This is a genomic window from Nostocoides australiense Ben110 (assembly GCF_001050535.1).
GTDB classification, from domain to species: Bacteria; Actinomycetota; Actinomycetes; order Actinomycetales; family Dermatophilaceae; genus Nostocoides_A; species Nostocoides_A australiense.
The window spans coordinates 3788441-3798180 of sequence record NZ_HG764815.1; the positions used below are offsets into that span (position 1 = coordinate 3788441).

At 70.0% G+C, this 9740-nt stretch carries 11 protein-coding genes; 6 read left to right on the plus strand and 5 right to left on the minus strand.

The genetic code is table 11. The annotated features are described in order from the left end of the window. Both BN11_RS18620 and BN11_RS18625 read right to left on the minus strand, forming a co-directional pair. On the minus strand, positions 1-399 hold a 399-nt coding region (locus BN11_RS18620), incomplete at its 3' end, for an IS110 family transposase (protein ID WP_048693490.1). Between the two features lie 235 nt (positions 400-634). Further along, complete coding sequence (locus tag BN11_RS18625) at positions 635-1558, minus strand: NAD(P)-dependent oxidoreductase (protein WP_048699825.1); 924 nt, start codon at positions 1556-1558, stop codon at positions 635-637. A 71-nt stretch (positions 1559-1629) separates the two neighbouring features. Here BN11_RS18625 and BN11_RS18630 point away from each other — a divergent pair, with 71 nt between their 5' ends. From BN11_RS18630 to BN11_RS18650, 5 genes are all read left to right on the plus strand, one after another. Then, positions 1630-2040 (plus strand): TOBE domain-containing protein, encoded by a 411-nt coding sequence (locus BN11_RS18630; RefSeq protein WP_048699827.1) that lies wholly within the window; start codon positions 1630-1632, stop codon positions 2038-2040. Between the two features lie 20 nt (positions 2041-2060). Beyond that, on the plus strand, positions 2061-2861 hold the full coding sequence (gene modA / locus BN11_RS18635) for a molybdate ABC transporter substrate-binding protein (protein ID WP_235435544.1): 801 nt from the start codon (positions 2061-2063) through the stop codon (positions 2859-2861). 83 nt (positions 2862-2944) lie between these two features. Further along, positions 2945-3730 (plus strand): ABC transporter permease, encoded by a 786-nt coding sequence (locus BN11_RS18640; RefSeq protein WP_053084185.1) that lies wholly within the window; start codon positions 2945-2947, stop codon positions 3728-3730. Beyond that, complete coding sequence (locus BN11_RS18645; RefSeq protein ID WP_235435545.1) at positions 3670-4848, plus strand: ABC transporter ATP-binding protein; 1179 nt, start codon at positions 3670-3672, stop codon at positions 4846-4848. Before BN11_RS18640 ends, BN11_RS18645 begins: the two co-directional genes overlap by 61 nt. Positions 4849-4873: 25 nt before the next feature. After that, a complete protein-coding gene (locus tag BN11_RS18650; protein WP_235435546.1) occupies positions 4874-5596 on the plus strand; it encodes a trimeric intracellular cation channel family protein in 723 nt (240 codons plus the stop codon). A gap of 47 nt (positions 5597-5643) precedes the next feature. On the opposite strand, the gene BN11_RS18655 is transcribed toward BN11_RS18650, so the two are convergent. Then, positions 5644-7731, minus strand: a complete 2088-nt coding sequence (locus BN11_RS18655) for an elongation factor G-like protein EF-G2 (RefSeq protein ID WP_048699834.1) — start codon at positions 7729-7731, stop codon at positions 5644-5646. Between the two features lie 106 nt (positions 7732-7837). Further along, entirely contained in the window at positions 7838-8500 is a 663-nt protein-coding gene (locus tag BN11_RS18660) for a SanA/YdcF family protein (protein WP_048699836.1), read from the minus strand. A 23-nt stretch (positions 8501-8523) separates the two neighbouring features. Between BN11_RS18660 and BN11_RS18665 the strand changes: the two genes are divergently transcribed. Continuing rightward, the gene (locus BN11_RS18665) at positions 8524-8814 is read left to right on the plus strand and encodes a DUF4235 domain-containing protein (protein ID WP_048699838.1); all 291 of its coding nucleotides are present in this window, start codon (positions 8524-8526) and stop codon (positions 8812-8814) included. A gap of 4 nt (positions 8815-8818) precedes the next feature. Here the strand turns inward: BN11_RS18665 and BN11_RS18670 are convergent. Further along, positions 8819-9740, minus strand: a 922-nt coding sequence (locus BN11_RS18670; RefSeq protein WP_048699840.1) for an amidohydrolase family protein, incomplete at its 5' end; no start/stop codon positions are given.

Below are 9740 nucleotides of genomic sequence, written 5' to 3' on the forward strand. Positions count from 1 at the left end.
CGCGCGGACCAGATCCCGGGCTGATTCCTGAGACGGTGTCGGGATAGCGACCGGCACGATGTCGCCGTTACGGGCCAGCCGGGCCAGCAACAACGCATCCCGCCGGTCGGTCTTGACCCGATCCCCCACCGGCCGCAACACCTTCGACGGCGCCGCGACCTGACAGGCATGACGCGCCGTCAGCAGCGCCCGCGCCAACCCGAACCCCGTCGGCCCCGCCTCATACGTCACCAACACCGGACCATGTTCTGCCGCAACAGATTCCACGAAACCCACGACATCGACCACCGGCGCAGAGACCGTCCGCTCAATCACCTCCCCCGTGACCGTGTCGATCGCCGCCGCTCTGACCGATCTCGCGTGCACATCCAAGCCGATACTCGTACGCTCTATGAACACCGGGGCCTCCTATGCATGTCGGCACCGCCAGCCCATCTGGCAGGTGATCCACGATTCTCTGCATACGCGAGGCCCCGGCCTCAACCCTCAACCGAAACCCCGCCCGCCCCCATAGGGTCTAGCAAAGGTTGGTGAAATCAGCAGACCTAGCTAGGTGTGCTGATTTCACCAACCTTTGCTAAGTCGCCCCGCTCGGTGCACAACAGGGTGCTGAGTCAGCTTGGGCGGCCGCTGTCTAGGGGGCTGCGGGGCGCACGATATGGTCCGGCGCCTCACCGCGGCCGATGCGGCCGAGCTGCTCGCGCAGCATTTCCACGGCTCGGGGGCGGAAGGCCGTGGACGGGCCGCCGACGTGCGGGGTGATCAGGACCCCGGGCGCCTGCCAGAGCGGGTGCTCCGGGGGCAGCGGCTCCGGGTCGGTGACGTCGAGAGCGAAACGCAACCGATCCGTATGGTGCAGAGCGGCAACCGTATCGAGGACCGGGCCGCGGGCGATGTTGACGACGAGGGCGTTGTCGGGAAGTTTCGACAGGAACGCGTCGTCTGCCAGGCCGCGGGTGGTGTCGTTGAGGGGCACGGCGAGGATGACGACTTCGGACTTCTTGAGCAGCCGGTCGAGTTCGTCCATGCCCCGCACACGCTTGACCAGGTCGTCGCCGTCGCGTGCCGTCGTCGCGACCACGCTCACGCGTGCCCGGAAGGGGAGGAGCCGCGCGACGATGGCCCGGCCGACGCCGCCATAGCCGAGGACCAGCACCCGCCGGTCGGCGAGCGAGGGCAGGAAGCCGGGCCGCAGCCATACCCCCCGCTCCTGCGCCCGGACGAAGTCTGGGATGCCACGCTGCGACGCCAGAATCATGGCCAGCGCCAGCTCGGCCGTCGAATCGTCGTGCACGCCAGCGGCATTCGCGATTGCGATGCGATCCGGCACACGTTCGAAGATGCCGTCGAAGCCGGCGGTGAGGAGTTGGACCAGGCGCACACCGGGGACCTTGTCCACCGAGGCGATGCACGCGGCGGCACCGACATAGGGGGCGACGACGACATCCAAGGGGCCGTCGGGCGGTGGGTTGTCCGGGTGCCACACGACGGGGGTGATTCCCTCGATGGGTCCCACGTCACGGACCCAGCCCTTGCTGGGAAAGGACACCGTGGCCATGACCAGACCCTATTGCGCGTGCGCCCCCACCCGTCCAATCGATCCGTGTCTGCGTGTGTATCCTCATTTCCATGCCGCATTTTCGGTTCAAGGAGGCTGCCGAGCTACTTGGGGTGTCCGACGACACCGTCCGGCGGTGGGTCGACCAAGGGCGGCTGCGGGCGAGCCTGGACGCCTCCGGCCGGCAGACCGTCGACGGCGCCGAACTGGCCGCCTATGCCCGGGCGCTGGCGGCCGAGATGCCCCGGCCGCAGCCCCGGCCGGTGGTCTCGGAGTCGGCCCGCAACCGCTTCGTCGGTCTCGTCACCCGGGTTGTCAAGGACACCGTGATGGCGCAGGTCGAAATCCAGTCGGGGCCACATCGGGTCGTGTCGTTGATGAGTCGCGAGGCTGCAGACGACCTCGGACTCGAGCCAGGTGTGCTGGCGGTCGCGTCCATCAAGTCCACAAACGTCGTCATCGAACTGCCGGAGGCCCCCTGACCATGCGTGCTCTCGCCCGCTTGACCCCCGTCGTGATTCTCGCGGCCGTGGCTCTCGCCGGCTGCGGCGACTCCTCGTCCGGATCGTCGAGCGCGGGCTCGACTGGCGCCGGATCGGCCTCCGGGTCCGGCTCGGGACCGGTGACCAACGGGAGCCTCACCATCCTCGCCGCGGCCTCGCTACGTGACGTTTTCGCCAAGCTGGGCGACCAGTTCGAGGCAGACCACCCCGGGTCCACGGTGGAGTTCAGCTTTGGCCCGTCCTCCGGTCTCGCGACACAGATCGTCGAAGGTGCTCCCGCGGATGTCTTCGCGAGCGCCAGCGCGAAGACGATGAAGACAGCCGAAGATGCCGGCGCCGTGAACGCCCCGGTCACCTTCGCAACCAACTCGATGACGATCGTGGTGCCTAAGGACAATCCCGGCACGGTGGACGATGTCAGCGATCTCGCGAGCAAGGACACGACGGTTGCGGTGTGCGCCAAGGACGTTCCGTGTGGAGCGGCGGCGCTCACGGTTTTCGAACAGGCAGATCTGGACGTCACACCGGTCAGCGAGGAGGTCGACGTGGCGGCCGTGCTGACCAAGGTCAGCCTCGGCGAGGTCGATGCCGGGCTCGTCTATGTCACCGATGCCGCGCTCGCGCGCGACAAGGTCACCCAGATCACGCTGCCTGCTGACGTGAGTGCGACGACGGACTACCCGATCGCGGTCACCACGGAGAGCGCCAACCCGACGCTGGCTCAGCAGTTCGTCGACCTGGTCACCGGCACGATCGGGCAGGATGCGCTGAAGGCAGCCGGCTTCGCGCCCGCGCCATGACCCTCGACTAACCGAAGTGCCCTCCCGATGATCAAGGATGTGGCTCTCGACAGCCCCGGAGTGTGCCCTCGACTGGGGCGGCGATGAGGACGCCGTGGCAGCTGCGAGTGCCGGCGGCCGTCGCTGCGGCGTTCCTCGTGCTGCCGTTGGTCGCGCTGCTGTTTCGCGTCCCGTGGTTGCACCTGCCGGACCTGTTCCGCGAACCCATTGTCGGAGAAGCACTTCGGCTCTCCCTGCTCTGCGCGACGATCGCGGCGTTGCTGGCTGCCGTGACCGGCATACCGCTGGCGTGGCTGCTGGCGCGATCCACCGGACGCCTGACCGGGCTCGTGCGGGCGCTCGTGACGGTCCCGTTGGTCCTGCCCCCGGTGGTGGGCGGCGTGGCGCTGCTGTCCGCCTTCGGCCGCCGCGGACTGCTCGGGAAGCCCATCGACGTGGTCTTCGGATTCAGCCTGCCGTTCACCCCCTTCGGCGTCATCGTCGCCGAGACCTTCGTCGCGCTCCCCTTCCTCGTGCTGACCGTCGAAGGCGCCTTCCGCACCCTCGACGACGGGTATGCCGAGGCCGCCGCCACTCTGGGCGCCAGCCCGTGGTTCGCCTTCCGTCGGGTCGTGCTGCCCATGATGGCCCCGGCCCTGCTCGCGGGGACGGTGCTGGCCTGGGCGCGGGCGCTCGGGGAGTTCGGGGCGACGATCACCTTCGCCGGCAACTCCCCCGGCCGCACCCAAACCATGCCGCTCGCGGTCTATCTCGCGATGGAGCGCGACCCGGACGCGGCAAGCGCCCTGTCGCTGGTCATGCTCGTCGTATGCGTCGTGGTGCTGGCCCTGCTACGGGGACGCTGGCTGACGACCGGGTCGGCGGCGTGATGGGGGCCGCTCGTTCGGACGCCGCCGACCCTGTTGCCCTGGACGCCCGGGTGGAGGTGGTCCATCAGGGGGCGCGGCCGTTCGCGCTGCAGGCCCACGTGGCCGCCGGCCCTGGTGAAGTCGTCGCCGTGCTCGGCCCGAACGGCGCCGGGAAGACGACGCTGCTGCGGGCCATCGCCGGGCTGACCCCGTTGTCCGGCGGGCGGATTCGGCTTGGCGACCGGACCCTGGACGACCCAGCGCTGGGCACCTGGGTCGTTCCGGAGCAGCGCCGGCTCGGCGTCGTCTTCCAGGACCACCGACTCTTCCCGACGATGAGCGTCCGCGAGAATGTCGCCTTCCCGGCACGAGCCCGCGGTATGCGGCACGGCGCGGCCCTCGCGAACGCGGACGCGCAGTTGGCGCACTTCGGACTCACCGAGATCGCCGACCGGCGGCCGGCGCGGATCAGCGGAGGGCAGGCCCAGCGCGTCGCGCTCGTGCGCGCCCTGGCCAGCAAACCTGACCTGTTGCTCCTCGACGAACCTCTCGCCGCCCTCGACGCCCAGAGGCGGGACACCACCCGCGCCGAATTGCGTGCTTTCGTCAGCGCCTTCGCCGGGCCGGCATTGCTTGTCACGCACGACCCGCTCGACGCCCTCCTCCTCGCCGGCCGCATCGTGGTCATCGAGGCGGGACGCGTCACGCAGGACGCCGACCCGGCGACGATCGCGCGGCGTCCGGCGACGGCATACGTGGCCCGGTTGGCGGGGCTCAACCACTATCGGGGACGCGTATCGCGGGGCGGGATCGAGCTGGACGGTGGCGGACGACTGGTGGCGGTGGACCTCCCGGCGCAATCGTCATCGGGGTCGCGAGAGGTACTGATTGCATTGGCGCCCAGCGCGATCACTGTCCACACGACCCGGCCCGACCACGGATCGGCCCGCAACGTGTGGGCGGGGCGGGTGCGCGGCATACAGCAGATCGCCGATCGCGCTCGCCTCGACGTCGCCGGCCCACCCGACGCCCTCGTCGACGTGACACCGGCAGCGATTCTCGACCTGGGCCTGACGCCGGGAAGCGCCGTGTGGCTGAGCGCCAAGGCGACCGAGGTCACGGCATACACGGCGGAGTGAGCCCTCGCCTGCTCTAATGGCGCACGTGTCCACAGCGCTCGATGTCTCCGAGGCGTTCCGGTTCGTCGACCTCGCCGGCGTGCTGTGCAACGGCATGATCGGCGCGACCATCGCCCGTGGTCGGCGCTTCGACCTCGTCGGCATGATCGTGCTCGGCATCGTCAGCGGCCTGGCAGGGGGCGCGCTGCGCGACATCATGCTCAACGTCGGCCAGCCGGTGGCCCTGACGGATCCCGCCTACCTGGTGACGGCGATCGTGGGGGTGCTGATCGCGCTCGTCTTCCGGATCGAGGGGCGCCGCTGGCGCTGGCCGCTCCTGATCGCCGATGCCCTGGCCCTCGGATGCTGGGCGGCGACGGGGACGTTCAAGGCGCAGGTGGTGGGACTCGGTTGGCTACCCTCGCTCCTGCTCGGCGTCGTCACCGCCGTCGGCGGCGGGATGGTGCGGGACATCTGCATCGGGCAGGTGCCTGCGGTGCTCGGCGGCAACACGCTGTATGCGACGGCGGCCGCTGCGGCGTCGGGGGCGATGTTGTTGGTGCCGGTGCAGTCGCGGCTGACGTGGGGTATGGCGGCCGGCATCGTCATCGGCGGCGGGCTCACCTTGCTCGCGCGACGCCTCGGCTGGTCGCTCCCGGCGGCGGATCCCGATGCGGGAGTTGTGCTTTCGCGCTCACAACTGCGCCAACTCATCCGCCGCAGCGAACGCGCCGGCGCCCGCAAGGCGGGCAGACCACCGCCACCCTGACGCCAGGGTGGCGGGCCTAGCAGAAGTTCCTTGCGGGGCAAGGGGTTTCAGGCGTTGGCGATGACCTCCTTGGCCTGGGCGGCGGGCATGTAGTCGTAGCGGACGAAGGTGCGGGTGAAGGACCCCGTGCCGTGCGAGACGGAGCGCAGGTCGATCGGATAGCGCGAGAGTTCGTGCTGCGGCACCTCGGCCGTCACCTTGGTAAAGCCCTCGGTGTCGGCGGGCTCGGTGCCGTGCACCTGGCCGCGGCGACCGCGCAGGTCGGCCATGACGGCGCCGACGTTGTCGTCGGCGACGGTCACGACGATCTGGTCTACCGGCTCGAGCATCGAGACGGTGGACTCGTTGGCGGCCTCACGCAGCGCGGTGGCCGCGGCGGTCTGGAAAGCCATGTCGGAGGAGTCGACCGAGTGGGCCTTGCCGTCATAGAGCGTGACGCGGACGTCGACGACCGGATAGCCGGCCAGGACACCCTTCTCGAGCTGGTTGCGGGCGCCCTTCTCGACCGAGGGGATGAACTGGCGCGGCACGGCACCCCCGACCACCTTGTCGACGAACTCGATGCCGGCGCCCCGCTCGAGCGGCTCGATCTTGACCTTGACGACGGCATACTGCCCGTGGCCACCGGACTGCTTGACCAGCCGGCCCTGCAGGTCGCATTCGCGCACGAAGGTTTCGCGCAGCGACGTCTTGAGCGGCTCGACCTCGACGTTGACGTGGTAGCGGTCCTTCAGGCGCGCGAGCAGGTCGTCCACGTGCGCCGGGCCGAGCGCCCACAGCACGAGTTGGTGGGTCTCGACGTTGTGTTCCAGCCGCATCGTGACGTCCTCGGCGACGAGGCGCTGCAGGGCGGTGGCGAGCTTGTCCTCGTCGTTCTTGGACGCCGCATGAATGGCGACGGGCAGCAGGGGCGCGGGCAGCAGCCACGGCTGGACGAGGCCCGGCTTGTCGGTGGCGGAGATGGTGTCGGAGGTCTCCGCGTGCGCGAGCTTGGTCAGCAGGACGACCTCGCCGGCAATGGCGGAGGTGCGGACAATCGGGTCGACGGCGGTCGGGGTCTGCACCCCGCCGATCTTGTCGGTGTCGTCGTGGCCGGGGTGGCCTTCGACCTCCTCCCCGGTGAGGTGCTCGAGGTGGCCGGAGACGTGGACCTGCTGCTCCGGGGTGAGGGTGCCGGAGAAGATGCGGACGAGGGAGAGGCGGCCGACATACTGGTCGCTGCTGGTCCGGACGACCTCGGCCACGAGCGGGCCGGCGGGGTCGCACGCGATCTCGCCGAACTCGCCGGCGTCGGGAGTGGTGACCTCGGGCAGCCAGGCATCCGCCGGTGAGGGGAAACCGGTGGCGAAGAGGTCGAGGAGTTCCCCGACCCCGACACCGCTGGCCCAGTGGGTCGGGATGATCGGGAAGAACCGGGCCGTCGCGATGGCGGCCTTGAGGTCCTTGGTCAGCGTGTCGGCGTCGAGTTCGTCGCCATTGAGATAGCTGTCGAGGGCCGTCTCGTCCTCGGACTCCTCGATGATCGCCTCGACGACTCCGCCGCGCAGGTCCTCGATGATCGCCGCCTGGTCGCCCGTGGGGGTGCCGGACACCTCGCCGTCGGGGCCGTGAACGCTCTGGCCGAGCAGGTCGAGCAGACCGGTGACCTTGTCCCCTTCGAGAATCGGCACCTGCAACGGCTGCGCATCGCCGAACGCGCGACGACACGCCTCGACGATCGTCGCGTAGTCGTCGTGGCACTGCTCGAGCTTCGTCAGGGCCACGGCGCGCGGCATACCCACCGCGGCGCACTCGCGCCACAACATCCGGGAGGCCTCGTCGACCGACGCGCCCGCAGCGACGACGAACAGCGCGGCGTCCGCGGCCCGCAACCCCGCGCGCACTTCGCCGACGAAGTCCGGCGCACCCGGGGTGTCGAGAAGGGTGACGGCAAGGTCGTCGACCCCGACGGTCGCGACCCGTAATGTCGTCGATGCGGAGTCGTCTTCCTTGCGCCGCAACGCCGATTCCCCGCTGACCAACCGGTCGAACAGTGTGCTCTTGCCGCCGCCGCTCGGCCCGACGAGGACGACATTGCGGATCTGGGCAGGAGAACGGGGAACGGGGACAGCCGAAACGGCGCTGGAACGACTCATGAACCAAACCTTAGTCCTGCGCGTGCGCGCCATCGACCGGGCCGTATGCCGCGCGCCTGCCCCGCGCCTGCCTTGCGGCCGCGCGTCGGCGGGGCCCGCTGATCCGTCAGCGAGGGGTGCTCAGAGCGTCGCGCACGCCGCTCTCCTGGGCGCCGAGGACGGGGTCGCGCCGAATACTGATGTCCCAGCTCGCCTTGACCACCGCCGCCCGCTCGCGCAGGCGGCCCTGACTCCAGGTGGCGCCATACTGCTGGCCGCGGGTGTCACCGACGCCGACCGCGTCGACACCGACCGCGCGACAGGTCGCGACCGCGCGCGGCAGGTGGTATTCCTGCGTGACGACGATCGCTTCGGTGACACCGAAGATGCGCGTGGCCCGCGCGCACGAGTCATAGGTGTCGCGGCCGGCGAAGTCCCGCACGATCCGGGTTGCCGGCACCCCCTGAGCGACGAGGTAGTCCATCATCGCCGTGGGCTCGTCGTAGGCGTGGGTGCGGTTGTCTCCCGAGATGAGGAGGACCTCGACCTTCCGGGCGTCGTAGAGCTGCTTGGCCAGGTCGAGCCGGAAGGCGAGGTATGGCGTGGGCTCGCCGGCCGGCGTCAGACCGGCACCCAGAACGAGGGCGACCGGCTTGGCCGGGACGTCCGCCACGGCATACATCCGGTCCGCGCTCGCCCGGGCGACCCAGATGTTGGAGCCGGCGAGGATGCCGAGTCCGGACGCGGCCGCGCCGATGAACAAGGCAAGGGCTGTCCGCCGCCACCGCATGATGGACAGGCTAACGTGTGGCCATGGGCGGAATGGTCTGGAAGGCACTTGCGGCGGGCGCGGCGGTCGTCGCGGGTCTCGTCGCGAACAAGTCGGTGACGGCGATCTGGAGCAAGGCGGGCAAAGACGAGAACGTCGACCCACAAAACCCCAACACGCCCCTCGGAGAGGCGTTGGCCCTCGCCGCCGTGAGCGCAATGGCAGCGGCCGTCGCCAAGACCTTCTTCACCCGCAAGGCCGCTCAGTACTACGCGAACTCCGCCGGACACCTGCCCGAGCCGATGCGCAAGAAGGAAGAAGAGGCGCAGGCCTGAGCACTCAGGCGAGATCGACGGCGCGAGCGATGGGGACGCCGGGGCGATACGCCAGGTGTGCATAGGAGGGCGCGTCCAGCACCGTCAGGTCGGCCCGCATCCCCACGGTGATGGCTCCGATATCGTTGCGCCGCAATGCTTTCGCCGCCGTGCGCGTCGCGCCGAGCACGGCCTCAGCAGGAGTCATGCGCATCTCGCGCACCGCGAGGGCGATCATGAACGGCATCGACGAGGAGTTGCACGTGCCGGGGTTGCAGTCGCTGGCCAGGGCCACGCTGATGCCGGCATCGAGCAGCCGGCGGGCGTCGGGATAGGGCGAGCGGGTCGAGAACTCGACGCCGGGCAGCAGCGTGGCGACGGTCTGGGGCGCACCCGCCAACGCGTCGACGTCGGCGTCGCTGAGATAAGTGCAGTGGTCGACGCTCGCGGCGTCGAGTTCGACGGCCAGCTGCACACCGGGGCCGGGGCCGAGCTGGTTGCCGTGGACGCGCGGGAGCAGGCCGGCGGCCACGCCGGCTGTCAGGACGGTCCGCGCTTCGTCGCCGTCGAAGGCGTGCGCTGAGTTGGGTTCGCAGAAGACATCGATCCACCGCGCGTGCGGCGCGCACGCCGAAAGCATTGCCCCACAAACCAGTTCGACGTATGCCGCGCGGTCACCCGCGTATTCCGGTGGCACGACGTGGGCGCCGAGGTAGGTCGTCTCGGTCGTCACCTCGCGAGCCAGGCGGAGCAGGCGCGCCTCGCCGTCGACGTGGAGGCCGTAGCCGGACTTGATCTCGACGGTGGTGCTGCCCTGCCTGCGCAGCTCTGTCATCCGGCTGCTCAGCAACTCCCGCAGCTCGTCGTCGTCGGCCGCGCGGGTGGCGGTGACGGTCGTGGCGATGCCGCCGCCGTCATACGGCCGCCCCGCCATCCGCGCCTCGAAC